The sequence below is a fragment of the Pseudomonas sp. LBUM1673 genome, from assembly GCF_059695645.1.
Genome location: NZ_CP166780.1, coordinates 515111 through 540541, shown reverse-complemented (window position 1 = coordinate 540541; position 25431 = coordinate 515111). Strand labels below are relative to the sequence as shown.

At 60.1% G+C, this 25431-nt stretch carries 19 protein-coding genes and 2 pseudogenes; 16 read left to right on the top strand and 5 right to left on the bottom strand.

The annotated features are described in order from the left end of the window. The first annotated feature begins 68 nt into the window (after nt 1-68). Nucleotides 69-4022, top strand: a complete 3954-nt coding sequence (gene putA / locus ACA044_RS02465; protein WP_497445008.1) for a trifunctional transcriptional regulator/proline dehydrogenase/L-glutamate gamma-semialdehyde dehydrogenase — start codon at nt 69-71, stop codon at nt 4020-4022. A 272-nt stretch (nt 4023-4294) separates the two neighbouring features. Then, the gene (locus tag ACA044_RS02460) at nt 4295-6097 is read left to right on the top strand and encodes an acyl-CoA dehydrogenase (RefSeq protein WP_497445007.1); all 1803 of its coding nucleotides are present in this window, start codon (nt 4295-4297) and stop codon (nt 6095-6097) included. Between the two features lie 146 nt (nt 6098-6243). On the opposite strand, the gene ACA044_RS02455 is transcribed toward ACA044_RS02460, so the two are convergent. The 4 genes and pseudogenes from ACA044_RS02455 to ACA044_RS02440 all read right to left on the bottom strand — a co-directional run bounded on the left by ACA044_RS02455 (nt 6244) and on the right by ACA044_RS02440 (nt 8808). Next, nucleotides 6244-6975 carry a methyl-accepting chemotaxis protein gene (locus tag ACA044_RS02455; RefSeq protein ID WP_497447153.1) on the bottom strand — a complete coding sequence of 244 codons (732 nt, stop codon included), beginning with the start codon at nt 6973-6975 and terminating at the stop codon, nt 6244-6246. A gap of 135 nt (nt 6976-7110) precedes the next feature. Then, nucleotides 7111-8133 (bottom strand): annotated as a pseudogene (locus ACA044_RS02450) (HAMP domain-containing protein); the annotation flags it as partial. Nucleotides 8134-8278: 145 nt separating this feature from the next. Then, entirely contained in the window at nt 8279-8581 is a 303-nt protein-coding gene (locus ACA044_RS02445) for a cell division protein ZapA (protein WP_007903196.1), read from the bottom strand. Beyond that, on the bottom strand, nt 8578-8808 hold the full coding sequence (locus ACA044_RS02440) for a hypothetical protein (RefSeq protein WP_497445006.1): 231 nt from the start codon (nt 8806-8808) through the stop codon (nt 8578-8580). Before ACA044_RS02440 ends, ACA044_RS02445 begins: the two co-directional genes overlap by 4 nt. A gap of 54 nt (nt 8809-8862) precedes the next feature. Between ACA044_RS02440 and ACA044_RS02435 the strand changes: the two are divergent. From ACA044_RS02435 to trxC, 8 genes and pseudogenes are all read left to right on the top strand, one after another. After that, nucleotides 8863-9852 (top strand): annotated as a pseudogene (locus ACA044_RS02435) (MCP four helix bundle domain-containing protein); the annotation flags it as partial. Then, nucleotides 9835-10707 (top strand): methyl-accepting chemotaxis protein, encoded by an 873-nt coding sequence (locus ACA044_RS02430; protein ID WP_390176098.1) that lies wholly within the window; start codon nt 9835-9837, stop codon nt 10705-10707. The pseudogene ACA044_RS02435 and the gene ACA044_RS02430, both read left to right, overlap by 18 nt. A gap of 287 nt (nt 10708-10994) precedes the next feature. Further along, nucleotides 10995-12737 (top strand): potassium/proton antiporter, encoded by a 1743-nt coding sequence (locus ACA044_RS02425; RefSeq protein WP_497445005.1) that lies wholly within the window; start codon nt 10995-10997, stop codon nt 12735-12737. A 34-nt stretch (nt 12738-12771) separates the two neighbouring features. Continuing rightward, entirely contained in the window at nt 12772-16122 is a 3351-nt protein-coding gene (mscK, locus tag ACA044_RS02420; RefSeq protein WP_497445004.1) for a mechanosensitive channel MscK, read from the top strand. A gap of 48 nt (nt 16123-16170) precedes the next feature. Then, on the top strand, nt 16171-17634 hold the full coding sequence (gene selO, locus ACA044_RS02415) for a protein adenylyltransferase SelO (RefSeq protein ID WP_497445003.1): 1464 nt from the start codon (nt 16171-16173) through the stop codon (nt 17632-17634). 188 nt (nt 17635-17822) lie between these two features. After that, complete coding sequence (locus ACA044_RS02410) at nt 17823-18140, top strand: helix-turn-helix domain-containing protein (RefSeq protein ID WP_497445002.1); 318 nt, start codon at nt 17823-17825, stop codon at nt 18138-18140. Further along, nucleotides 18140-19354, top strand: coding sequence for a type II toxin-antitoxin system HipA family toxin (locus ACA044_RS02405; protein ID WP_497445001.1), 1215 nt, complete (start codon nt 18140-18142; stop codon nt 19352-19354). Before ACA044_RS02410 ends, ACA044_RS02405 begins: the two co-directional genes overlap by 1 nt. Before the next feature lie 84 nt (nt 19355-19438). Next, nucleotides 19439-19873 (top strand): thioredoxin TrxC, encoded by a 435-nt coding sequence (trxC, locus tag ACA044_RS02400; RefSeq protein WP_497445000.1) that lies wholly within the window; start codon nt 19439-19441, stop codon nt 19871-19873. Nucleotides 19874-20005: 132 nt separating this feature from the next. On the opposite strand, the gene ACA044_RS02395 is transcribed toward trxC, so the two are convergent. Continuing rightward, a complete protein-coding gene (locus tag ACA044_RS02395; RefSeq protein WP_497444999.1) occupies nt 20006-20776 on the bottom strand; it encodes a ParA family protein in 771 nt (256 codons plus the stop codon). A gap of 358 nt (nt 20777-21134) precedes the next feature. Here ACA044_RS02395 and ACA044_RS02390 point away from each other — a divergent pair, with 358 nt between their 5' ends. The 6 genes from ACA044_RS02390 to ACA044_RS02365 are packed head-to-tail and all read left to right on the top strand — an operon-like array spanning nt 21135 to nt 25386. Continuing rightward, the gene (locus tag ACA044_RS02390) at nt 21135-21860 is read left to right on the top strand and encodes a beta-ketoacyl synthase chain length factor (RefSeq protein WP_497444998.1); all 726 of its coding nucleotides are present in this window, start codon (nt 21135-21137) and stop codon (nt 21858-21860) included. Then, nucleotides 21836-22645, top strand: coding sequence for a lysophospholipid acyltransferase family protein (locus ACA044_RS02385; RefSeq protein WP_497444997.1), 810 nt, complete (start codon nt 21836-21838; stop codon nt 22643-22645). Before ACA044_RS02390 ends, ACA044_RS02385 begins: the two co-directional genes overlap by 25 nt. Next, the gene (locus tag ACA044_RS02380; protein ID WP_497444996.1) at nt 22626-22901 is read left to right on the top strand and encodes a phosphopantetheine-binding protein; all 276 of its coding nucleotides are present in this window, start codon (nt 22626-22628) and stop codon (nt 22899-22901) included. The genes ACA044_RS02385 and ACA044_RS02380 overlap by 20 nt, the downstream gene beginning before the upstream one ends. Nucleotides 22902-22910: 9 nt before the next feature. Then, complete coding sequence (locus tag ACA044_RS02375) at nt 22911-23165, top strand: acyl carrier protein (protein ID WP_007936741.1); 255 nt, start codon at nt 22911-22913, stop codon at nt 23163-23165. Further along, complete coding sequence (locus ACA044_RS02370) at nt 23162-23707, top strand: COG4648 family protein (protein ID WP_497444995.1); 546 nt, start codon at nt 23162-23164, stop codon at nt 23705-23707. Before ACA044_RS02375 ends, ACA044_RS02370 begins: the two co-directional genes overlap by 4 nt. After that, on the top strand, nt 23704-25386 hold the full coding sequence (locus ACA044_RS02365; protein WP_497444994.1) for an ApeI family dehydratase: 1683 nt from the start codon (nt 23704-23706) through the stop codon (nt 25384-25386). The genes ACA044_RS02370 and ACA044_RS02365 overlap by 4 nt, the downstream gene beginning before the upstream one ends. Nucleotides 25387-25431: the final 45 nt, after the last annotated feature.

The window sequence follows — 25431 nt, the reverse complement described above, 5'->3', positions numbered from 1 at the left end:
GATCAACGCACAGCTAATCTTGCCGCCAGCTGATGCCACTCGGTCGTGGCAAACATGAGGATAAAAATATGGCTACCACCACCCTTGGGGTCAAACTTGACGACCCGACCCGCGAACGCCTCAAGGCCGCCGCGACCTCGATTGATCGCACGCCGCACTGGCTGATCAAGCAGGCAATTTTCAGTTACCTGGAAAAACTCGAGGGTGGTGCAACCCTGACCGAGCTGAGCGGTTTGTCCGGCAAAGACGCGGATGACGCCGGCGAAGTCCACACCGATCACGCGCATCAGTGCTTCCTGGAATTCGCTGAAAGCATCCTGCCGCAGTCGGTGCTGCGCGCTTCCATCACTGCCGCCTACCGTCGTCCGGAACCTGAAGTGGTGCCGATGCTGATCGAGCAGGCACGCCTGCCGGCCCCGATGGCCGAAGCCACCAACAAGCTCGCTGCCTCGATTGCCGAGAAATTGCGCAATCAGAAAAGCGCCGGCGGCCGTGCCGGGATTGTTCAGGGCCTGTTGCAGGAATTTTCCTTGTCTTCCCAGGAAGGTGTGGCACTGATGTGCCTGGCCGAAGCGCTGCTGCGCATCCCGGACAAAGGCACCCGTGACGCACTGATACGCGACAAAATCAGCACCGGTAACTGGCACCCGCACTTGGGCAACAGCCCGTCGCTGTTCGTCAACGCTGCCACGTGGGGCTTGCTGCTGACCGGCAAACTGGTCGCCACCCACAACGAAGCCGGCCTGACGTCGTCCTTGAGCCGCATCATCGGCAAGAGCGGCGAGCCGATGATCCGCAAGGGCGTCGACATGGCCATGCGCCTGATGGGCGAGCAGTTCGTCACCGGTGAAACCATCGCCGAAGCCTTGGCCAATGCCAGCAAGTTCGAAGCCAAAGGCTTCCGCTATTCCTATGACATGCTCGGTGAAGCCGCCCTCACCGAGCACGACGCCCAGAAGTACCTGGCCTCGTACGAACAAGCCATCCACTCGATCGGCAAAGCCTCTCACGGTCGTGGGATTTATGAAGGCCCGGGCATTTCGATCAAACTGTCCGCATTGCACCCGCGTTACAGCCGCGCCCAGTACGAGCGCGTGATGGACGAGCTGTATCCGCGCCTGCTGTCGCTGACCCTGCTGGCCAAGCAATACGACATCGGCCTGAACATCGACGCCGAAGAAGCCGACCGCCTCGAGCTGTCGCTGGATCTGCTGGAGCGCCTGTGCTTCGAGCCGCAACTGACCGGCTGGAACGGCATCGGTTTCGTGATCCAGGCTTACCAGAAGCGTTGCCCGTATGTGATTGATTACGTGATCGACCTGGCTCGTCGCAGCCGTCATCGCCTGATGATTCGCCTGGTAAAAGGCGCGTACTGGGACAGCGAAATCAAGCGCGCCCAGGTCGAAGGCCTGGAAGGCTATCCGGTCTACACCCGCAAGGTGTACACCGACGTTTCCTACATCGCCTGCGCACGCAAACTGCTGTCGGTGCCGGAAGTCATTTATCCGCAGTTCGCCACACACAACGCCCACACCCTGTCGGCCATCTACCACATCGCCGGTCAGAACTATTACCCCGGCCAGTACGAGTTCCAGTGTCTGCACGGCATGGGCGAACCGCTGTACGAACAGGTTGTAGGCAAAGTTTCCGAAGGCAAGCTGAACCGTCCTTGCCGCGTGTACGCACCGGTCGGCACTCACGAAACGCTGTTGGCGTACCTGGTGCGTCGCCTGCTGGAAAACGGCGCGAACACCTCGTTCGTCAACCGTATTGCCGACCAGTCCATCTCCATTCAGGAGCTGGTGGCCGATCCGGTGGCCAGCATCGAGCAGATGGCGACGCTGGAAGGCGGCTTCGGCCTGCCGCACCCGCGCATCCCGCTGCCGCGTGACCTGTATGGTGCCGAGCGCGCCAACTCCAGCGGCATCGACATGGCCAACGAACATCGCCTGGCTTCCCTGTCGTGTGCCCTGCTGGCCACCGCTCATAACAATTGGAAAGCCGCGCCGATGCTCGGTTGCGCATCCAGCACGGAAACACCTGCACCGGTATTAAACCCGTCCGATCTGCGTGACGTAGTCGGCCATGTACAGGAAACGACCGTCGAAGACGTCGACAACGCGATCCAGTGTGCCCTGAACGCTGCACCGATCTGGCAGGCCACGCCGCCCGCCGAGCGCGCCGCGATCCTTGAACGTGCCGCCGATTTGATGGAAGGCGAGATCCAGCCGCTGATGGGCCTGTTGGCTCGCGAAGCCGGCAAAACCTTCGCCAACGCCATCGCCGAAGTGCGTGAAGCCGTGGACTTCCTGCGTTACTACGCAGTGCAGGCGCGCAACGATTTCACCAATGATGCCCACCGCCCACTGGGTCCGGTGGTCTGCATCAGCCCGTGGAACTTCCCGCTAGCCATCTTCAGTGGTCAGGTCGCTGCTGCCCTGGCCGCCGGTAACCCGGTACTGGCCAAGCCTGCCGAACAAACCCCGCTGGTGGCCGCTCAAGCCGTGCGCTTGCTGCTCGAAGCCGGGATTCCGGAAGGCGTGCTGCAACTGCTGCCGGGCCGTGGCGAAACCGTCGGCGCTCGCTTGGTCGGCGACGAACGAGTCAAAGGCGTGATGTTCACCGGTTCCACTGAAGTCGCTCGCTTGCTGCAACGCAACGTCGCCGGTCGGCTGGATGCGCAAGGTCGCCCGATTCCGCTGATCGCCGAAACCGGCGGCCAGAACGCGATGATCGTGGATTCCTCGGCGCTGACCGAACAGGTGGTCATTGACGTGGTGTCGTCGGCTTTCGACAGTGCCGGTCAACGTTGCTCGGCCCTGCGGGTACTGTGCCTGCAGGAAGATTCCGCCGACCGTGTCATCGAAATGCTCAAGGGCGCCATGGCTGAATGCCGGCTCGGTAATCCAGAGCGCCTGTCCGTGGACATCGGCCCGGTGATCGACGCCGAAGCCAAGGCCGGCATCGAGAAGCACATCCAGGCCATGCGCGACAAAGGTCGCAGCGTGTACCAGGTGGCAATCGCCAACAGCGAAGAAGTCAAACGCGGCACCTTCGTGATGCCGACCCTGATCGAACTGGAAAGCTTCGACGAGCTGCAACGGGAGATCTTCGGCCCGGTGCTGCACGTGGTTCGCTACAAGCGCAAAGAAATCGACCAACTGATCGGCCAGATCAACGCTTCCGGCTACGGCCTGACCCTGGGAGTACATACTCGCATCGACGAGACCATCGCTAAGGTGATCGACAACGTCAACGCCGGTAACGTCTACGTCAACCGCAACATCGTCGGTGCCGTGGTCGGCGTGCAACCGTTCGGCGGTGAAGGCCTGTCGGGTACGGGTCCGAAAGCCGGTGGTCCGCTGTACCTGTACCGTCTGCTGTCGACGCGTCCTACCGATGCGATCGAACAATCCTTCGCTCGCGGCGACGCCATCGCTGCACCCGACGTCCGTCTGCGTGATGCCATGAGCAAACCGCTGACCGCTCTGAAAGCCTGGGCCGACAGCAACCAGTTCGCGGACTTGAGCACCCTGTGCGTACAGTTCGCGGCGCAATCGCAGAGCGGGATCACCCGTGTACTGGCGGGCCCGACCGGCGAGCGCAACAGCTACGCCATCCTGCCGCGCGAACACGTGCTGTGCCTGGCGGAAGTCGAAGGCGATCTGCTGACTCAGCTGGCCGCAGTATTGGCTGTGGGTGGTTCGGCAGTGTGGCCGGAAACTGAATTGACCAAGGCACTGTTCGCACGCCTGCCGAAAGAAGTTCAGGCGCGGATCAAGCGGGTGGCCGACTGGACCAAGGACGAAGTGGTGGTTGATGCGGTTCTGCATCACGGCCATTCGGATCAGCTGCGTGCGGTTTGCCAGCAAGTGGCCAAGCGTGCCGGTGCGATTGTCGGGGTTCATGGTTTGTCCCAGGGCGAAACCAACATTGCGCTGGAGCGCCTGGTGATCGAGCGGGCGTTGAGCGTCAACACCGCTGCCGCGGGTGGTAATGCCAGCTTGATGACGATCGGCTAAACCGTAATAAGACCGGGCATCCGCAATGGGTGCCTGGCTTGAGGTAGACGCGACCTGAAGATCGCCTTCGCGGGCAAGCCTCGCTCCTACGGATCCGTGTCGTTCGCCATTTTCGCGACTGGTACAGCCCCTGTAGGAGCGAGGCTTGCCCGCGAAGGCGTACTTCCTGACACACCCTCCCGTTCTGCCCCTCCATCACCCACATCAATCATCCTTTCAGCCCGCACTCCCCACGCCTAGACTCGGCCCATTCCAAAAAAAGGTAGGCCGCCATGTCCGAGACGTTGCTCAGTTCCCGCAATCTGGCTTTCGAGCTGTATGAAGTCCTCGATGCCGAGGGCCTGACCCAGCGTGAGCGTTTCGCCGAGCACAACCGCGAGACCTTCGATGCGGCCATCGGCACCGCCCGCAGCATCGCCGAGAAGTTCTTCGCCCCGCACAACCGTAAGGGCGACGAGAACGAACCGCGCTATGAGGACGGTCAGGCCATTCTGATTCCGGAAGTGAAACCGGCGGTGGATGCCTTCCTCGAAGCCGGTTTCCTCAATGCCGCACGCAGTTTCGACGTTGGCGGCATGCAACTTCCTACGCTGTTGTCCCAAGCCTGTTTCGCACACTTTCAGTCGGCCAACGCGGCGTCGGCCTCCTACCCGTTCCTGACCATGGGCGCGGCGAACCTGATCGAAAGCTTCGGCACCGATGAGCAGAAGCAGCGCTTCCTGCAACCGATGATCGAGGGCCGTTTCTTCGGCACCATGGCCCTCACCGAGCCCCATGCCGGCTCGTCGCTGTCGGATATTCGTACCCGTGCCGAGCCTGCGTCCGACGGCACGTATCGGCTCAAGGGCAACAAGATCTTCATCTCCGGCGGCGACCACCCGCTGTCGGAAAACATCGTGCACATGGTGCTGGCCAAGTTGCCGGACGCACCGGCCGGAGTGAAGGGTATTTCGCTGTTTATCGTGCCCAAGTTTTTGGTCAACGATGACGGCAGCCTCGGCAAACGCAACGACGTGTTACTGGCCGGGTTGTTCCACAAGATGGGCTGGCGCGGCACTACGTCCACCGCGCTGAACTTCGGCGACAACGGCGAATGCGTCGGCTATCTGGTGGGCAAGCCGCACCATGGTTTGAGCTACATGTTCCAGATGATGAACGAGGCGCGGATCGGCGTCGGCATGGGCGCGGTGATGCTGGGTTACGCCGGTTACCTGTACTCACTGGAATACTCCCGCGAGCGTCCCCAAGGGCGCGTGCCGGACAGCAAAGACCCGAGCACCGCACCGGTGGCGATCATTCAGCACGCCGACGTCAAACGCATGCTGTTGACCCAGAAGGCTTACGTCGAAGGTTCGTTCGACCTTGGGCTGTACGCGGCGCGACTGTTCGACGACACCACCACGCTTGAGACTGAAGCCGAACGCAAACAAGCCCATGAACTGCTGGATTTGCTGACGCCGATCGTCAAATCCTGGCCGTCGGAGTTCTGCCTGAAGGCCAACGAACTGGCGATCCAGATTCTGGGCGGCCACGGTTACACCCGCGAATACCCGGTGGAGCAGTATTACCGCGACAACCGCCTGAATCCGATTCATGAAGGCACTCATGGCATTCAGTCGCTGGACTTGCTGGGTCGCAAACTGGCGCAGAACGGTGGTGCGGGACTCAAGCAATTGATCCGCCTGATCGCCAACACCGCCGAGCGGGCGCAGGCGTATGAATCGCTGACCGTGCTACGTGAACCATTGGAAAAACTGGTGGCGCGCCTGCAAAGCGTGACGATTGGCCTGCTGACCGATCTGGCTCAAGGCAAGGTCAACAGCAGCCTGGCGAACTCGGCGCTGTACTTGAAGGTGTTCGGGCACACGGTGATCGGCTGGCGCTGGCTGGAACAGGCGATTCGTGCCGAGGAAGGGTTGACCAAGGGCAATGCGGCGGATGTGAACTTCTATAAAGGCAAGCTGCGGGCGGCTCGGTATTTCCTGACGTGGGAAGTGCCGGGTTGCCACCATGAACTGGCGATTCTTGAGGCGCGGGATGATGTGTGTCTGGGCATGCAGGATGAGTGGTTCTGATTAGAACCCTGTGGCGTAGCTGAAATCCAATCGCGGGCAAGCCCGCTCCCACAGGGATCTCTGTTGTTCACACATAACGCGTCCAACACACAAATCCTGTGGGAGCGGGCTTGCCCACGATGGCGTCGGCACAGCCAACACAATTTTTAGCTGAGTTTGAAACTGCTCATCTGCCGCGCCAAGTCATCGGCCAGACGCTGCAACGTCTGACAGTCTTCCCGACAAGCCCTGACTTCCCCCGCCGTAGCCCGCGCCAGATCGGAAATCCCCTGCACATTCCGGTTGATCTCTTCCGTCACCGCCGACTGCTCTTCCGTCGCCGTCGCCACCTGATGGTTCATGTCGCTGATGCGCTCGACCTGCCCGGTGATCGCCGTCAACGACGCCCCGGTGCGCTGACTCGACTCAACACCCGTGCCGGTCGCCGCTTGCCCGGAGTGCATGGAAGACACCGCATTTTCTGCGCCCTGCTTGAGGCTGCCGATCATCTGCTGGATCTCATCGGTGGACGACTGAGTTCGCCGCGCCAAAGTCCGCACTTCATCGGCCACCACCGCAAACCCGCGTCCCATGTCCCCGGCCCGCGCCGCTTCGATGGCGGCGTTGAGCGCCAACAGATTGGTCTGCTCGGAGATCCCGCGAATCACCGCCAACACCTGATCGATGGATGCCACTTGATGGGCCAGCTCGCCCACTGCACCGGCGGCGATGCCAATCTCGTTGGACATGCTTTCGATATGCCTGATCGATCCGCCTACCACTTCCCGCGCCTGCAACGCTTCATCCCGTGCGGTTTGCGAAGCGACGGCTGCGTTGCCGGCGTTCTGGGCGATTTCCTGCACAGTCAGGCCCATTTCATGAACGGCTGTGGCGACCATGTCGGTCATTTCCTGCTGACGCCCGGAACGCTCGGCAGTATTGTCCACGACCTTCGCCACTTGACCGACGGCGGTGCGCAAACGCTCGCTGGTGGTCAGCACTTCGCCAATCATGTGCCGCTGACTTTCCAGGAACCGATTGAAACCGCGAGCGAGGTCACCCAGTTCATCGGCGCGACTGGAATCTAACCTGTGGGTCAAATCTCCACCACCGCTACCGATTGCTACCAGCGCCGCTGTTACCTGACGGATCGGCCGCACCAGTCCACGGGCCAGCAACACCACCAGCATCAGGCAAACCAACGCCACCGCGAGGCCGATTCCACTGCTCATCCACATCGCGCGGCGGGCTTCGGCATAGATTTGCGACTGCGGCACTTCGGCCACCAGGGTCCAGCCCAAATCCCGCAGCGGCAGGCTCAACGCCAGAAAATCTTCGTCATCGCGGACGAAACTGCTGTTGGCAGCTTTTTGACCCATGACCGCTTGCGCCGCCGGGGCACCGATTTGCTCGGCCAACGTACGTTTACCGCTGAACTGCGCCTCGGGGTGAACCTGGATCAAACCGTCGGAACGCACGAGGTAGACCTTGCCGCGCTCACCGAAGTTGAAGTTGTGGATCAGCTCCGACAGCTCTTTCATGCTCAGGCCAAGCCCGGCAACGCCCACGACTTTACCGGCCTGCTCGACCTTGAGATCGATGAACAGCGCCAACTCACCGGTGGCGGTGTCATGGTCGATATTGAGGGTGCGCGGCTGGTTGCTGTCGAGGAACGAATAGAACCAGGCGTCGTTGGGATTGGAGCGACTGAGCGTGCGGTCCAGGCCCTTTTCCGTGAAGTAATGGCTTGAAGCGGCACCGATAATCAGCGCGGTAAAGGCTTTGTGCTCGGCGCGAATGCCTTCCAGGTAGCTGATAAAACCTGCGGTCTGGGCACTGCTTTCACCCCCGGCCAACCAGTCGCGCACCATGCTATTGCTGGCAATGTCCTTGGCGGCGGTGAGGGGTTGAACGAGGATTCGTTCGATGTCGTTGCGCATCGCTTCGATGCTCGACGGCAGCGCTTGTTCGACCAGATAGCGCTGGGCGAGGCGGTTGACCACGAGGGTATAAACGCCAACCACGATCAGAATACTGACCAGCAGGGCGGTGCCCATGCTCAGGATCAACTGCCATTGAATACTGCGTCGCCAGAACTGCATGGAGCACCCCCAAAGAATAAGAGGCTGAAACACTGCAACAGCCATGCCGATTGTATACAACTAAAACGACAATTTATTCTTTGGTTGTGCGCAAAGCTGATCAGGCCTGATTGATTGTCTTGGCGATCACTTCAACCGTGGCGCTGACTTGCTCTTGGTAACGGTCGAGTTCTTGCTGGTGACGCTTTTGCATTTCGATCTGCTGCGAGCACAGATTCATCGCCGCCAGCACCAACAAGCGGTCACCGATCAGCGTCGGGTATTTCTTTTTGGTCTCGGCCAGGGCGGCCTTCAACATTAATGCGGCGTCCAGCAGGGTCTGCTCTTCCCCGGCCGGCGCCTTGATCGAATAGTCCTCCCCCAGAATCGAGACGACTTTTACCCCTGCGGCGCCGTAACTCATGCGCTGACAGGACCGGCGTTGACGCGCTCAACCAAGGCCTGAATGCGTGCGGCGGTGGCGCCTTGTTTCTCTTCCTGTTCCATCAGGCTCAGTTGCAGGCTTTCGTTTTCATCCTTGGCCTGGGCCAGTTCTGCACTCAGGGTTTGGTTGGTGCCGAGCAGGGTCTGGTTCTGTTGCACCAGGTCGCTGACCAGCTGTTCCAATTGGCTTAGGGATGCTTCCAACATTTTGATTTCCGGGCATTTTCAAAGGGCGCGTACGATAAAGAAAAGTCACCACAGATGCCAGGGTTATGCAGGCGCAAGGCCTTGATTTTCCTGGCGGCGACCTTCCTCGCGAGTTTTAAAGACTGTGATTGGCGGATCTGGTTCCTGCACTTCGTCGCCGCGGCCCTTCTGCGACAAAAGCGCGCAGCGTCTCAAGACTTTAGTCGTATGACCGATAAGTCATGCATACAGCAGTCTCAGCCCCGCACGGATGCGCTTTTTTCGGTGAACACCATGTCTCTACGAAATATGAATATCGCACCACGGGCGTTCCTTGGTTTTGCCCTGATTGGCAGCCTGATGCTGGTTCTGGGTGTGTTCGCCCTGAACCAGATGAGCAAGATTCGCGGCGCCGCCGAAGAAATCACCTCAAACAGCGTACCTAGCATTAAAAGCCTCGACGAGTTCACTCAGCTAACCCTGCGTCTGCGCGTCTTGTCTTACCGTCTGTTGGTGAACCGCGAGCCGGACGTCCAGCAGAAAACCATAGGCCTGCTGGAAACCCGTAACCAGCAGATTCGAACGGCTCAGACGACCTATGAAAAGCTGATCGCCAGCCCGCAGGAACGTGCAGCCTATGATCAATACGTGCAGTTGCTGGGGCAGTATCGCCAGATCGAAGACCGGATGAAGAGTCTGTCGCGCAACAATCAGATCGACGAACTGCGCACGCTGCTCAATACCGATTTGCTGACTAACTCTGAAGCGATCAACGTCGTGCTGAACCGTTTGCTGGAAATCAACACCCAGCAGACCGTCGACACCAATCAGCAAGCCGTCGACCAATACTCCTCGGCCTTCAACCTGGTGGTGACTCTGCTGGTTATCGCCACCGGCCTGACTGTTCTGTTCGCCTGGCTGCTGACCAATAGCATCACCAAGCCGATCGCCAATGCCCTGAGCGCCGCCGAAGAAATCGCCGAAGGCAACCTGACGCGTCCGATCACCGTCGACGGTGAAGACGAAGCCGGTCGTCTGCTGGCCGCCATGGCGAAGATGCAGGACAAACTGCGCGACACCCTGCAACGGATTTCCGGTTCGGCCACACAACTGGCGTCCGCCGCGGAAGAGCTCAACAGCGTCACCGATGAAAGCGCTCGTGGCCTGACCCAGCAGAACAACGAAATCGAACAGGCCGCCACCGCCGTCAACGAAATGACCAGCGCTGTGGAAGAAGTTGCCCGCAACGCCGTGAGCACCTCCGAAGCCTCAAAAAACGCCACCACTTCGGCTGGCGACGGTCGTGACCTGGTGCAGGAAACCGTGAGTGCCATCGAGCGCATGAGCGCCGACGTACAGAGCACCGCCACCCTGATCGGTGATCTGGCCAACGAGTCGCGAGACATCGGCAAGGTGCTGGACGTGATTCGCGGCCTGGCTGATCAGACCAACTTGTTGGCGTTGAACGCCGCCATCGAAGCAGCCCGTGCCGGTGAAGCCGGTCGTGGTTTTGCGGTGGTCGCCGACGAAGTACGTGCCCTGGCCCATCGCACCCAGCAGTCGACCAGCGAAATCGAACGCATGATCGGCAGCATCCAGAGCGGCACCGAACACGCCGTGGATTCGATGCGCAACAGCACCGAACGCGCCGAGTCGACCTTGAACATCGCCCGTGGTGCAGGCATGTCGCTGGACACTATTAATAGCGCCATTGTCGAAATCAACGAACGCAACCTGGTGATCGCCAGCGCGGCCGAAGAGCAGGCACAGGTTGCCCGCGAAGTGGACCGCAACCTGGTGAACATTCGTGACCTGTCGGTGCAATCGGCCACGGGTGCCAACCAGACGAGCGCGGCCAGCAACGAGCTGTCGCGCCTGGCGCTGGACCTGAACAACATGGTTGGGCGGTTTAGCCTGTAACAGCTACACCACCTCTGTGGCGAGGGAGCTTGCTCCCGCTCGGCTGCGCAGCAGTCGCAATTGGCCCACGCGCTGAACCTGACGCACCGCAGCGCCGGTTTGGGGTCGCTACGCGACCCAGCGGGAGCAAGCTCCCTCGCCACAGAGGTCTCCACCCAGCTCAAGCGGGTGTACATGATCACCGTTAAAAGCTTTTTGACAGCATCACATTTCAACAGGTTAGAATCGCTGGCACGCAGACTGCATGGTCGGTTTGTGCCCGCCTTTAGCTTTCTGGAGTACTGCCTTTGAATGCGACGACCATCAACAGCCTGTTCTTGATCGGCGCGTTGCTGGTAGGTGCGAGCATTCTGGTGAGCTCACTTTCATCGCGCCTCGGTATTCCGATTCTGGTGATCATTCTCGCGGTGGGCATGTCGGCCGGCGTCGACGGTGCCGGCATTATTTTCGATAACTATCCAACGGCTTATCTGGTCGGCAACCTTGCCCTGGCGGTAATCCTGCTCGACGGCGGCTTGCGCACCCGGGTGGCGAGTTTTCGCGTGGCGTTATGGCCGGCGCTGTCGCTGGCCACAGTGGGGGTGCTGATTACCACCGGGCTGACCGGGATGGCGGCGGCGTGGTTGTTTGATCTCAACTTGATTCAAGGCCTGCTGATCGGCGCCATCGTCGGCTCTACCGATGCCGCGGCCGTGTTCTCGCTGCTGGGCGGCAAGGGCTTGAACGAACGGGTGAGCGCGAGCCTGGAGATCGAGTCCGGCAGCAACGACCCGATGGCGGTGTTCCTCACCGTGACCCTGATCGACATGCTCGCCAGCGGCGAGACCGGCCTGCACTGGGATCTGCTCCTGCATTTGATGCGCGAGTTCGGCATCGGCGGTGTGATCGGCCTCGGCGGTGGTTGGCTCATGCTGCAACTGGTCAACCGTATCAACCTGGCCACCGGCCTTTATCCGATTCTGGTGATTGCCGGCGGTCTGGTGGTGTTTGCCCTGACCAACGCCCTGCACGGCAGCGGCTTTTTGGCGGTGTACCTGTGTGGTCTGGTGATCGGCAACCGCCCGGTCCGCAGCCGTCACGGCATTCTGCACATGCTCGATGGCATGGCCTGGCTGGCCCAGATCGGCATGTTCCTGGTGCTGGGGCTGTTGGTTACGCCCCATGACCTGCTGCCGATTGCGTTGCCGGCGCTGGGCCTGGCGCTGTGGATGATTCTGTTTGCTCGTCCGCTCTCGGTGCTGGTCGGCCTGTTGCCCTTCAAGGCGTTCCATGGCCGCGAAAAGGCATTCATTTCCTGGGTAGGCCTGCGCGGTGCCGTACCGATCATTCTGGCGGTGTTCCCGCTGATGGCGGGGCTGCCCAATGCTCAGCTCTACTTCAATCTGGCGTTCTTTATCGTCCTGGTGTCGCTGCTGGTGCAAGGCACAAGCCTGCCCTGGGTTGCCAAGCTTTTGAAAGTGACCGTCCCGCCGGAGCCCTTGCCGATCTCCCGATCGGCGCTGGAAGTGCATGTCACCAGCGAGTGGGAGTTGTTCGTTTATCGCCTCGGCGCCGAGAAATGGTGCATTGGATCCCCTCTTCGCGAACTGAAAATGCCCGAAGGTACCCGTATCGCGGCACTGTTTCGTGGCCAACAACTGCTCCATCCGTCGGGTAGTACGGTGCTCGAAGTCGGTGATTTGCTTTGCGTAATCGGCCATGAACACAACCTTCCGGCCCTCGGAAAGCTCTTCAGTCAGGCACCGCAACGGGGGCTGGATTTGCGCTTCTTCGGCGACTTCGTACTCGAAGGAGATGCCCAGCTGGGCGCGGTTGCTGCCCTGTACGGGTTGAAAGTCGAAGGCATCGATCCAGGCATGTCCCTGGGCCACTTCATTGCCCAGAAAGTCGGCGGCGCGCCAGTAGTCGGCGACCAGGTGGAATGGAACAACACCCTCTGGACCGTCGCTGTCATGGAAGGGAACAAGATTGGTAAAGTGGGCGTCAGATTCCCCGAAGGAAGTCGCCCGGGTCCCGGCTTGTTCCTCTAAACTCCACCCTTCATCTCGTTTTCGATCGGTCTTTATGTCAACCCTGCGCACTTTTTTCGTCATGGCCCTGCTGGGCTTGAGTCTTTCCATCAGCACGCTGCAAGCCGCCGAACCGCCTTCCCGCGCCGCCGTGCAGGCAAGCCTGGACAAGATCGCCGACCGCAAACTGCCGGAAGCCGATCAGAAAGCCCTGCAAACCATCCTGCAGAGCACGCTCACCCAACTCAACAACCAGCGTGATTACGATCAGAAGCTGATCGATCTCAAGCAGCAGTTGGCCAATGCTCCAAAGCAGAACATCGAAAACCAGCGCGAGTTGACCCGCCTCAAGGCCACCAAAGTGCTGCCGGTGGCGCAACGCTATACCAAAGAGACCATTCAACAGCTTGAGCAATTGTTGACCGAGCGCTCCACCCAACAGAGCGATCTGCAAAAAGCACTGGCCGACGCCAACAGTCTGGTGATTACTGCCCAGACCCGTCCCGAGCGCGCCCAGGCTGAAATTTCCACCAGCCAGACTCGCATTCAGCAGATCAACAACATACTCAAGCTCGGCAAGGACAACGGCAAGACGTTGAGCGGTGAGCAGCGCGACCAGCTCAACGCCGAGCTCGCGGCGCTGAATGCCCTGATCCCGTTGCGTCGCCAGGAACTGGCCGGCAACAGTCAGTTGCAGGATTTGGGCAACAGCCAGCATGACTTGCTCATGGAAAAATCCGACCGTCTGGACCAGGAAATCCAGGACCTGCAAACCCTGATCAACCAGAAACGCCTGGCCCAGTCGCAAGAAACGGTGACCCAGCAGTCCATCGAAGCGCAGAAGGCCGGCGGCAGCAGCCTGCTGGCCACCGAAAGCGCGGCCAACCTGAAGCTCTCCGACTACCTGCTTAAAAGCACCGACCGCCTCAATGAAGTCACCCAACAGAACCTGCAGACCAAGCAGCAACTGGACAGCGTGACCCAGAGCGATTCAGCGCTGGACGAACAGATCAACGTGCTCAAGGGCAGCCTGCTGCTCTCCAAGATTCTCTACAAACAGAAGCAAGCCCTGCCACGCCTCAAGCTCGACCGCGACCTGGCCGACCAGATCGCCGACATTCGTCTGTATCAGTTCGAAGTCAGCCAACAACGGGAACTGCTCAGCAACCCGACCACCTATGTCGACAACCTGCTGGCCACTCAACCGCCCGAGCAAGTCACCCCGCAATTGCGCAAGAGCCTGCTGGAACTGGCCACCACCCGCGCGGACCTATTGGAGCGTTTGAATCGCGAACTGAGCGCGGTGCTCAACGAATCCATCACGCTGCAACTCAACCAGAAGCAATTGCTCAGCACCGCCCAAAGTCTGCGGGCGACCCTCGACGAGCAAATGTTCTGGATTCCCAGCAACAAGCCGCTGGATTTCGAGTGGATGTACGGCGTGCCGGATCGTCTGCAACGTCAGGTCACCACCCTGCCGTGGGCTTCGAGCCTGAGCGAACTGGCCGATGGCCTGACGCAGCGGCCGCTGCTGTTCCTGCCGCTGGCCTTGCTGATCGGGGCGCTGCTGTGGCGCCGCAAAAATCTCTATGCCCGCCTGAACAAAGTTCACCAGGACATTGGCCATTTCAAACGCGACAGCCAGTGGCACACCCCGCAAGCGATTCTGATCAACATCCTGCTGGCGATGCCGGTGTCCCTGGGTTTGGCCCTGTGCGGCCTGGCCTTGCAGATCGACGCTCGCGGGCAGAACGCCAATATGGGCGCGGCGCTGCTGCAGATGGCCCAGGCCTGGCTGGTGTTCTACACCGCCTACCGCATCCTCGCGCCGGGCGGCGTGGCCGAGCTGCATTTCCGCTGGGAAAAACCCCAGGTCGAATTCCTTCAAGGCTGGATACGCAGACTCGGGCTGGTAGTGATGGCTTTGGTGGCGGTGGTAGCGGTCGCCGAGTTGCAACCAGCGATACTGGCCGATGACGTGCTCGGCATGCCGGTGGTGCTGACCTGCTACGCCTTGATGGCCTGGCTACTCAGCCGCCTGCTGGTTAGCAGCCCGACTCACCAGAACGCTTCACTGTTCCGCAAGGCCGTGGGGGTTCTGTTCACCGCCCTGCCGATCGCGTTGTTCGTCGCCGTGTGCTTTGGCTACTACTACACCGCGCTGAAACTCAGTGACCGGTTGATCAACACGCTTTACCTGCTGATGTTCTGGCTGGTGATCGAAGCCACCTTCGTGCGCGGCCTCAGCGTTGCGGCACGGCGCCTGGCCTATCAACGCGCCCTGGCCAAGCGCCAGGCCGCGAAAGAAGCCGGCGACGGCGAAGCGGTGATCGAAGAGCCGACCCTGGACATCGAAAAGGTCAACGAGCAATCCCTGCGACTGATCCGTCTGGCACTGCTCGGCGGTTTCATCGCGGCGTTGTATTGGGTCTGGTCGGACCTGATCTCGGTGTTCTCGTACCTGGACAACATCACCCTTTACGAATACACCAGCGGCACCGGCGCCAACATGAGCATGGTGCCGATCAGCATCGGCGACATGCTCGGGGCATTGATCATCATCGGCATCACCTTTGCGCTGGCGCGCAACCTGCCGGGTTTGCTGGAAGTGTTTGTGCTGTCGAAGCTGAACCTGGCTCAGGGCAGTGCCTACGCCACGACCACCCTGCTGTCCTATGTGATCGCCGGTGTCGGTTTTGTCTCGACCCTGTCCACGCTCGGCGTGAGCTGGGACAAGTTGCAATGGCTGGTGGCAGCGCTGTCGGTCGGTCTCGGTTTCGGGATGCAGGAGATCTTCGCCAATTTCATCTCCGGCATCATGATCCTGTTCGAACGCCCGGTGCGGATCGGCGACACCATCACCATTGGCAACCTGTCGGGCACGGTGAGCAAGATCCGCATCCGCGCCACGACCATCACCGACTTCGACCGCAAGGACATCATCGTCCCGAACAAGACGTTCATCACCGGGCAACTGATCAACTGGTCCCTGACCGACACCATCACCCGGGTAACGCTCAAGCTCGGCGTCGACTACGGCTCGGACCTGGACCTGGTGAAAGAACTGCTGCTCAAGGCGGCGCGCGATAACCCGCGCGTGCTGAAGGACCCTGAACCCCACGTGTACTTCCTGAACTTCGGCGAAAGCACCCTCGACCACGAGTTGCGCATGCACGTGCGCGACCTCGGCGACCGCAACCCGGTGCTCGATGAGGTCAACCGCTTCATCAATCGCGAGTTCAAGAAGCAGCACATCAACATCTCGTTCCGGCAAATGGAGGTTTACCTCAAGAACCTTCACGGCCAGGAATACAAAATGGTTCCGGTCGAGCCGGAAACCAAAACCATCGTGCCGCTGCCCGATGGCCAATCGCGCCGTGAGCCTCCGCCTGTCGAACTCGACTAACCGCTCTATCCCTAGCAGAATGCTCGGACATTCTGCTGGAGATGGCCGTTGAAAGCCCTCGACGAACTGAACTTCGACAATCGCTTCGCCCGCCTGGGCGACACGTTCTCAGCCCATGTGTTGCCCGAGCCCATCGCCGCTCCGCGACTGGTGGTCGCCAGCCCCGCCGCCATGGCGTTGTTGGACCTGGACCCAGCTGTGGCCGAGACGCCGGTGTTCGCCGAACTGTTCGGTGGCCACAAGCTCTGGGCCGAAGCCGAGCCGCGGGCGATGGTCTATTCCGGGCATCAGTTCGGTTCCTACAACCCGCAGTTGGGCGACGGGCGCGGCCTGTTACTGGGCGAGGTTTATAACGAAGCCGGCGAGCATTGGGACCTGCACCTCAAGGGCGCCGGTCAGACGCCTTACTCACGCATGGGCGATGGACGGGCGGTGCTGCGTTCGTCGATCCGCGAGTTTCTCGCCTCCGAAGCCTTGCATGCCCTGAACATTCCCACCACTCGCGCGCTGTGCGTGATCGGCTCCGACACGCCAGTCTGGCGTGAAAAGCAGGAGCGCGCAGCCATGGTCCTGCGCCTGGCGCCGAGCCATGTGCGCTTCGGTCATTTCGAATTTTTCTACTACACCAAGCGCCCCGAGCAGCAGAAAGAACTCGGCGAGCACGTGTTGGCCATGCACTTCCCGCACTGTCTGGAGCAGCCGGAACCGTACCTGGCGATGTTCCGCGAAATCGTCGAGCGCAACGCCGAGCTGATCGCCAAATGGCAAGCCTATGGGTTCTGCCACGGCGTGATGAACACCGACAACATGTCGATCCTCGGCATTACCTTCGACTTCGGCCCGTTCGCCTTCCTCGACGACTTCGACGCCCACTTCATCTGCAACCACTCCGATGACCAGGGCCGTTACTCCTTCAGCAACCAGGTGCCCATCGGCCAGTGGAACCTCAGCGCCCTCGCCCAGGCCCTGACGCCGTTCATCAGCGTCGAAGCCCTGCGCGAAACTCTTGGCCTGTACCTGCCACTGTTCCAGGCCCACTACCTGGACCTGATGCGCCGCCGTCTCGGCTTCACCACTGCCGAAGATGACGACCAGAAACTGCTGGAGCACCTGCTGCAACTGATGCAGAACAGCGGCGTCGACTACAGCCTGTTCTTCCGCCGCCTGGGGGATGAGTCACCCGAACTGGCTGTCGCCCGTTTGCGCGATGACTTCGTCGACATCAAGGGCTTTGATACATGGGGCGAGCTCTACGTCGCACGGGTTGCTCGTGAAGGCAATGACGATCAGCAACAGCGTCGCACGCGCATGCATGCGGTCAATCCGCTGTACATCCTGCGTAACTATCTGGCGCAGAAAGCCATCGATGCAGCGCAAAGCGGCGACTATTCAGAAGTTCGTCGTTTGCACGCGGTACTGAGCAATCCGTTCGAGGAGCAGCCTGGGATGGAGAGCTATGCCGAGCGGCCGCCGGAGTGGGGCAAGCATCTGGAGATCAGTTGTTCATCGTAATCCAGGCATTCTGAGATGCTACAGATAAGAGTCAACACACTGATGCTTAATTAGGTTAAGAATCAATTTATTGGCTCTTAACTGCCAACAGATATCAATATCCAAGTACTTTTTCCCGCCATCTTCGAACGTCCCTTGCGTATCGTTAAGGCTGCCTATACTGTTGCCTAATTGACTTAACGATCACTTTGGAAAGGCTTAATGAGCACTTTTTTCCACTTGAATGTGCGGAAAGCCTCGTAAAAATAGGCCTTCTGGCTAAAAATCGCCGCCAAGAACGCGGTCTCAGGCAGAAAGACCTCGCCAAAGTGGTGGGCGTAGCCGTAGGCACGCTGAGCAAGATCGAGGCCGGTGACCCTGTCGTCGAACTGCGCACCTTCATGTTGGTGTTGTGGCATCTGGGCCTGCTTTCAGAAGTACTCAACGACGAGCCGATCAGCAAAAAAGCCCCCGAGCCTGCAAGCCAACGAGTGCGCATCAAGCGTGTGACCGAAGAGAGCTTCTGATGAACATCCCTGCGGCGTATATCTACATGGAGCACCCACTCACCGCCGAAACGATCACCTTGGGTCGGTTGAATACAGCCCGCGACGGGGTCGGAGAATTCGTGTACGCCCCCGCCTACCTTGCGCAAAACGATTGGGTGCCAGATCCGATTCGTTATCCCCCAAGCGATCAGGTATTTCGCGTAACGACCAATCACGGTATTCCGGGATTCATTCGCGATTGCATGCCCGATTCATGGGGGGAGCAATTGCTCAGGTCTCTGCATGGTCAAACCATGACCCCTGTCGATATGTTGATCAGATCGCCTAACAACGATCGTTCCGGCAACCTGATGGCTGGAACAGCACGAACGGCGCCACCGGGTATCGGAGGTGAACATATCCCGTCGCTGCAAGGGCTGGAGGAGTTCGTCAATACCGCCGATATCATTCAAAGCCATCAGCTTATCGACCCCGATCGACAGAAAATCCTGCTGGTACGTCATCGATCCTCTCTGGGCGGTGCTCGGCCAAAACGCACACTGCGCGATGGCCATACGCTGGTGCTGGCCAAAGCCAGGGATCGTTTCGATATCGTCGATATCCCGGCGATCGAACACGCCTGTATGACGTTTGCGGCATCAAAAGGTATCCACACCGCAAGAACGCGGTTGATCACTGATGAGCGTTCTACGTTGCTGGTGGATCGTTTCGACCGGATTGAAATTGACGGTCGCATGCGCCGGATCCCCATGCTCACTGCGCTGACGTTGCTGGACGCTGACTGGTCCTCGACTGATCACAGCCGCTGGCGCTATGCCGGTGTTGCCGATGAAATGCGCAGGCGTGGCGTCCCCCTGGAAGATTTGAAGCAGTTCTACGTGCAAATATGCTTCCACGTTCTGGTAGGCAATGATGATGCGCATGCCAAGAACCTGGCCATCATCTGGCGTGGCGGTACCTGGCGTCTTTCACCCATGTACGACGTGGTCCCGTCACCCGTGGAGTCGCCCGCCACGATGGCCATGGCATTGGGAAACGAAGGCACGAGAATCAGTCGGCAAAACATTCTCAGCCACCATGAGCATTTCGGACTGGATCTGCGGGGTGCCGAAACCATTCTTGATCAGGTGCTGGAGTGGGAAAGCGAACTGCGTGAGCATTACGCCGCACAACTCAGCGGCGTGGACTATCAAGCCGCCATTGGCGCTATCAGCAATGCCAGAATGCTCTAGCGTCAGGGATGGCAGCTGACGGGCTTGATATCTCTGCCGGCCACCTCCAATTACCAGGAATCTGCTTGCTTCAGGAGTTCTCTGATGTCCGACCCACTGCTCATCCCCTGCCCCCACTGCAACGGCCTCAACCGCATCCCCGCCGAACGCCTCAACGACCATCCCAAATGTGGCCGCTGCAAGACCGAAGTCTTGCTCAACAAGCCGTTCGAATTGAAGCAAGGCGATTACGCCAGTCAGATCAAGGGTGACCTGCCGTTGCTGGTGGATGTGTGGGCGCACTGGTGCGGGCCGTGCAAGTCGTTTGCGCCGGTGTTCGAACAGGCAGCGGGGCAATTGGCGGGTAAGTGTCGACTGGCCAAGCTCGACAGTGAGGCGAACCAGCAGCTGTCGGCGCAATTGGGGATTCGCTCGATTCCGAGCCTGATTCTGTTCAAGAACGGCCGGGAAGTGGCTCGCCAGAGCGGAGCCTTCCCGTTACCGCAGTTGATGAGCTGGTTGCGCAGTCAGGGGATCTGAAAACTACACGGATGCAAAATGTGGGAGCGGGCTTGCTCGCGAAAGCGGTCTATCAATCAACGATGATGTTGACTGTTATGACCCCTTCGCGAGCAAGCCCGCTCCCACATGGTTTTGTGCTGGCTGCAGGAATCAGGTTTTTTCCAGCAAGCTGTGCAGGTCGACGAATTGCTGAGTCAGCTTGTGCCGCGGGTCGAGGTGGATCAGCGGCGTGTTGGCCTGATGGGATTCGCGCATGCGCACCGAACTGGCCAGGTACACAGGCAGCACAGGCAGCCCTTCGGCGATCAATTCGTCGAGGATCTGCTGCGGCAGACTGGCGCGGGCCTGGAACTGATTGACGACAATGCCTTCGACTTCCAGCCCTTCGTTGTGGTCGTCCTTCAATTCTTCGATTTCCGCCAGCAAGCCGTATAGCGCCTGGCGCGAGAAACTGTCGCAGTCGAAGGGGATAAGCACGCGATCAGCGGCAATCAATGCCGAGACGGCATAGAAATTCAGCGCTGGCGGGGTGTCGAGGTAGATTCGGTCGTAATCGCCGTCCAGTTCCTCGAGCAATTTGCGCAGCTTGTTGATCTTGTGTTTGGCCTCAAGCTTGGGCTGCAAGTCAGCCAGCTCGGCGGTGGCGGTGATGACGTGGAGGTTGTCGAACGGAGTTTCGTAAATGTCGACCTGGGTTTTCTTCGAGAACGGCCCGGAGGACAGGGTCTGTTTGAAGAAGTCAGCGATTCCCATCGGGATATCATCACCGGTGAGCCCCGTCAGGTACTGAGTGGAGTTGGCCTGAGCATCGAGATCCACCAACAGTGTGCGATAGCCTTCGCTGGCACTGACCGCCGCCAGATTGCAGGCAATGCTGGATTTGCCCACCCCACCTTTCTGATTGAACACCACGCGCCGCATGTCAAAACCTCCGTGTATCAAAGATATGACCGAGTGTAGTAGTCCACGACGCTGCTTAGCTACCTCGCAGGCATTGGGACTACACAGTCATCGGCAAATCTACGGCTAAGAAGCTGCCAATTCATCCATCGACAGCCGATAGAGCCTACAGACACGTCCAATGCAATGTGGATAATGGCCAAACGACAGCTTTTTTTTGCGAACCGAACGGTACATTTCGTTGCGCAAAATGTAACCAGCATTTGCTACACGCCCGCCGCACCGGGATAATGCGCGCCACTCGGCGTCAAGCGCCACATAAGGTCAGCCGCGTTTTTTGCGACTCACCGCGTCAAGGAAGCCCGCAGGGGCGGGATGAATGTCTGTGATCAACTTCAACATCGCCCAATGGCGCGCGTGGGCCCCTGGGCTTGAAAGCGTGGATGATTGGCAGGCCTGGAGCCGACAGCCGGTCGTGCTCGAGCGCAGCGATGCCGCCCCCGATGTGTCGTTTCTGCCGGCCATGCAGCGCCGACGACTCAGCCGTCTGGCGCGGATGGCATTCAGTGTCGGCTGGCCGTTGGCCGATGGCCGCCAGAACCTGCCGTTGGTCTTTATTTCCCGCCACGGCGAAACACCGCGCACCTTCGAAATTCTCAGCGACCTGGCGCTCGACCAACCGTTGTCGCCGACCCAGTTCAGCCTGTCGGTACACAACGCGGTCATCGGCCTGTGGTCGATCATGCGTGGCGAAACCAGCGAAATGACCGCCCTCGCCGCGGCCGGCGATGGCCTTGAGCACGGCATGCTAGAGGCTGCGGCGCTGCTTGAGGAAGGCGCTCCCGCAGTATTGCTGGTCGTGACCGAAGAGCAACCGCCCGCGGCCTACTCGGCCTGGATCGACGATGTGCCATTTCCTTACGCGGTCGGCCTGTTGATCACCCCCGGTGATCAGTGGCAGCTGTCGCTGAACAGCACCTCGCAAGCGTTGTCCAAAGCCCACTGGCCCCATGCCCTGAATCTGTTGCGTACCCTGCTCGGCCAGCAGACTACCTGCCAACATGCCTGGAAAAATCGTGTATGGACCTGGCAACGCAATCTGTAAGCGATAAAAACCGCGACGCCTATTACTGGCGCCTGCTGGCCACTGCCGCAAGCTTTACCCTGTTCGGGTTGGGCGGGCTATGCCTGCGCCTGGTGGTGTTCCCGCTGTTGAACTGCCTGCCGGGAGACGACCAGGCCCATCGTCAGCGGGCACGACAAACCGTCAGCCGGTGTTTCTGGTTTTTCATTCGTTTCATGGCTCGCAGTGGCGTGCTGACCTATGACATTCAAGGGGCGGAAAAGCTCGGACGGCCAGGCCAGATGATCGTCGCCAATCACCCCTCGCTGATCGATGTGGTGTTCCTGATCGGCCTGGTGGGCCACGCCAACTGCGTGGTCAAGAAAAGCCTCTGGGAAAATCCGTTCACCCGCGGTCCGCTACGCCGTACCGATTACATCAGCAATGATGGCAGCATGGACATGCTCGATGCCGCTGCCGACGCGCTGAAAAGCGGTCAGACCCTGATCATCTTTCCCGAGGGCACCCGCACCCAACCCGGCAAACCGCCGGCCTTTCATCGGGGGGGCGCGGCAATCGCCCTGCGCGGTGCGAGAATCCTCACCCCGGTGATCATCAAGGTCAGCCCGACCACATTGACCAAGGCCGAACCCTGGTATCGGATTCCCAAACGCCGCGTGCACTTCAGTTTCCGTGTCGGGGCCGATATAGACCCACAGGCCTTCGCGACACAGGGACCTGCGCCTCAGGCCTCGCGCAAGCTCAACGACTATTTGCACTCTTACTTTATCAAGGAGCTCGCCGAAGATGAGCGATCTGCACACTAATAGCCTGATGCTGGAAATCAAAGAGTTGATCATCGAAGCCCTGGGCCTCGAAGACATCAGCGTCGAAGACATCGGCGATGACCAGACGCTGTTCGGCGAAGGCCTGGGCCTGGATTCGGTGGACGCCCTGGAACTCGGCCTGGCGATCCAGAAAAAGTACGGCATAAAAATCGATGCCGACGCCAAGGACACCCGTAATCACTTCACCAACGTGGCGAGCCTTGCGGCGTTCGTCACTGCAAAACAGGCAGCTTGAGACCGGACCATGCAAACTCGTGACGACATTTTCAACACCCTGCGCGATGCCCTGGTCGAACTCTTCGAGCTGGACCCCGAGCGCATCAGTCTGGAATCCAACCTGTATCAGGATCTGGAAATCGACAGCATTGATGCGGTGGACCTGATTGATCACATCAAACGCCAGACTGGCAAGAAAATCGCCGCCGAAGAATTCAAATCGGTGCGTACCGTCAGCGACGTGGTCGAGGCAGTCTACCGACTGGTTCAACCGGCCGCATGAGCCGACTGATCGGCCTTGGCCTGCTGCTGGCAGGCCTGTTGTACCCCTTTGCGGTGTATTTCGGCATGGAACACTTCGCCCCGTGGCAGTTCGGTCTGCTGCTGGGTAGCCTGTGGCTGGCGCGGGCGCTGACCGGCGAGCGGCGGCCTGGCAGTCTGTGGATGGCCACAGTCGCCATCGGGTTCTGCCTGCTGCTGGCGCTGTTCGACAGCCCGGTGCTGCTGCGCTGGTACCCGGTGCTGATCAGCGCGTTCATGCTGGTGCTGTTCGGTATGAGCCTGAAATATGGCCCGCCGATGATCGAACGCCTGGCCCGTCTGCGAGAACCGCAATTACCGGCCAGGGCCATTCGCTACACCCGCCAGGTGACGATTGCCTGGAGCGTGTTTTTTCTCTGCAACGGCTTATGCGCCGCCGCCCTGACCCTTTGGGCGCCGCTGAGCTGGTGGATGTTGTACACCGGCCTGATCTCCTATGGATTGATCGGCCTGATGTTTGCCATTGAATGGCTCATACGACAACGGGTACGAGGCCGCCCATGAATTGGATAAAACTTGAGCAACTGTTGCTCAAGGCTCAGCCGGACCGTGCCGTGACGGTGGAGCCGGCGTTGAATCACGCGCAATTGTGCGAACAGGCCCTGAGCCTGGCGGCCGGCCTGCAAACTCAAGGCGTGCAGCGCGTGGCCGTGCACCTTGAGGACGCCGCTGACCTGGCCATCGCCCTGCTCGGCGCCTGGCGTGCCGGGGTCAGCGTGCTGCTGCCCGCCGACCTGCAAGTGCAAACTCGCCAGCGCTGGTCGAGCGAGGTCGATCTGTGGCTGACCGATCAGGCCGATGATGCGCATCTGCGCGATTATCAGCATCCACCGCTACCGGCCAACCCCCTGGATCTGGATCGCTGTCAGCTGAGCCTGTGCACCTCCGGGTCCAGTGGCGAACCCAAGCGCATCGACAAAACCCTGCGCCAACTGGCCAATGAAGTCCAAGCGCTGGAGCGATTGTGGGGCGCGGATCTGGGCCAGGCCTGCATCATCGGCAGCGTCGCCACCCAGCACATCTACGGGCTGCTGTTTCGGGTGCTGTGGCCGTTGTGCGCCGGGCGCTCGTTCGTGCGTAAACAACTGGCTTTCCCGGAAGACCTGCAACGCGCCAGCCGCGAACACCCGGCCTTCGCCTGGGTCGCCAGCCCGGCACTGCTCAAGCGCATGGGTGACAACCTCGATTGGCCAGCGCTGAGCGCGGTGCGCCGAGTGTTCTCCTCCGGTGGCGCGTTGCCCGCCGAAGCCTCGCAAAGCTTGTACGAACGCCTGCAACAATGGCCGACGGAGATCCTCGGCAGCTCGGAAACCGGCGGCATCGCCTGGCGTCAGGGCCAGGATCTCTGGCAACCCTTCGCCGATGTTGCACTGAGCCAGGACAGCGACGGCGCCCTGCTTATCGCATCACCGTACTTGCCGGCCGGCCATATCGAACACACCGCCGATGCCGCGCGCATTGCTGCCGATGGCCGTTTCGAGCTGTTGGGGCGGTTGGACCGGATCGTCAAACTGGAAGAAAAACGTATCTCGCTACCCATGCTCGAACAAGCGCTGATGGCTCACGCCTGGGTCACCGAAGCGCGCCTCGGCGTGGTTCAGGAAAACCGCGCCTCATTGGGTGCGCTGCTGGTGCTCAGCGAGCAAGGCCTGCATGCCTTGCGCAATCAGGGGCGACGCAGCCTGACTCAAGCCTTGCGTCAGCATCTGAGCCAGCATTGTGAAACGCTGGCCCTGCCACGACGCTGGCGCTTGCTGCGGCAACTGCCGCTGAACGCGCAGGGCAAACTGCCTCAGGCCGAGGTTGAAACCTTGCTGCTGGCGCCCCGCCCAAAGACGCCGCAAGTGCTGGAACAGGTCGAAGTCGATGGCGAGTGGAGTCTGCAACTGGCCGTCCCGCCAGACTTGGCGTATTTCAGCGGCCACTTTCCCCAAGCGCCGGTTTTGCCCGGCGTGGTGCAAGTGGATTGGGCATTGAGCCTGGGCCAGCAATTGATGGACCTGCCGGCAAAATTTGCCGGCATGGAAGTGCTGAAATTTCAGCAACTGGTGCGCCCTGGTGATGAAGTCCAGTTGCACCTGCGCTTCGACCCGGCGCGCAGTAAATTGTATTTCGCCTATCGCAATGAAGCCGCCACCTGCTCCAGCGGGCGGATTTTGCTGGAGGCGGCCAGCGATGCATAACCTGTGGCGAGGGAGCTTGCTCCCGCTGGGCCGCGAAGCGGCCCC

Bases quoted from the DNA above. Each gene is read 5' to 3' on its own strand.
- ACA044_RS02380 (WP_497444996.1), top strand. From the start codon at position 22,626: ATGAGCGATCTGCACACTAATAGCCTGATGCTGGAAATCAAAGAGTTG.
- ACA044_RS02385 (WP_497444997.1), top strand. From the start codon at position 21,836: ATGGACCTGGCAACGCAATCTGTAAGCGATAAAAACCGCGACGCCTAT.
- ACA044_RS02405 (WP_497445001.1), top strand. From the start codon at position 18,140: ATGAACATCCCTGCGGCGTATATCTACATGGAGCACCCACTCACCGCC.
- putA (WP_497445008.1), top strand. From the start codon at position 69: ATGGCTACCACCACCCTTGGGGTCAAACTTGACGACCCGACCCGCGAA.
- trxC (WP_497445000.1), top strand. From the start codon at position 19,439: ATGTCCGACCCACTGCTCATCCCCTGCCCCCACTGCAACGGCCTCAAC.
- mscK (WP_497445004.1), top strand. From the start codon at position 12,772: ATGTCAACCCTGCGCACTTTTTTCGTCATGGCCCTGCTGGGCTTGAGT.
- ACA044_RS02455 (WP_497447153.1), bottom strand. From the start codon at position 6,975: ATGGTCGCCACAGCCGTTCATGAAATGGGCCTGACTGTGCAGGAAATC.
- ACA044_RS02375 (WP_007936741.1), top strand. From the start codon at position 22,911: ATGCAAACTCGTGACGACATTTTCAACACCCTGCGCGATGCCCTGGTC.
- ACA044_RS02430 (WP_390176098.1), top strand. From the start codon at position 9,835: ATGGCGAAGATGCAGGACAAACTGCGCGACACCCTGCAACGGATTTCC.
- ACA044_RS02370 (WP_497444995.1), top strand. From the start codon at position 23,162: ATGAGCCGACTGATCGGCCTTGGCCTGCTGCTGGCAGGCCTGTTGTAC.
- ACA044_RS02390 (WP_497444998.1), top strand. From the start codon at position 21,135: ATGTCTGTGATCAACTTCAACATCGCCCAATGGCGCGCGTGGGCCCCT.
- ACA044_RS02440 (WP_497445006.1), bottom strand. From the start codon at position 8,808: ATGTTGGAAGCATCCCTAAGCCAATTGGAACAGCTGGTCAGCGACCTG.
- ACA044_RS02395 (WP_497444999.1), bottom strand. From the start codon at position 20,776: ATGCGGCGCGTGGTGTTCAATCAGAAAGGTGGGGTGGGCAAATCCAGC.
- ACA044_RS02460 (WP_497445007.1), top strand. From the start codon at position 4,295: ATGTCCGAGACGTTGCTCAGTTCCCGCAATCTGGCTTTCGAGCTGTAT.
- ACA044_RS02445 (WP_007903196.1), bottom strand. From the start codon at position 8,581: ATGAGTTACGGCGCCGCAGGGGTAAAAGTCGTCTCGATTCTGGGGGAG.
- ACA044_RS02365 (WP_497444994.1), top strand. From the start codon at position 23,704: ATGAATTGGATAAAACTTGAGCAACTGTTGCTCAAGGCTCAGCCGGAC.